Genomic DNA, 379 nt, shown 5'->3' with positions numbered 1-379 from the left:
GTTTCGCCACCACTGATTTGAGCGTCAGATTTCGTGATGCTTGTCAGGGGGGCGGAGCCTATGGAAAAACGGCTCTGGCGTGGCCTTATCGCTTCCCTGTTAAGTTTCTTCCTGGCATCTTCCAGGAAATTTCCGCCCTGTTCGTAAGCCATTTCCGCTCGCCGCAGTCGAACGACCGAGCGTAGCGAGTCAGTGAGCGAGGAAGCGGAATATATCCTGTATCACATATTCTGCTGACGCACCGGTGCCGCCTTTTTCCTCCTGCCACATGAAGCACTTCACTGACATCCGCATTCGTGCCAACATAGTAAGCCAGTATACACTCCGCTAGCGCTACGTGACTGGTTCAGGGCTGCGCCCCGAAACCCGCCAAAAGCCA

It is taken from the genome of Franconibacter helveticus LMG 23732 (genome assembly GCF_000463115.2).
GTDB lineage: Bacteria > Pseudomonadota > Gammaproteobacteria > Enterobacterales > Enterobacteriaceae > Franconibacter > Franconibacter helveticus.
The sequence above is the reverse complement of the archived record's forward strand: the minus strand, read 5'-3'. Positions refer to the sequence as shown.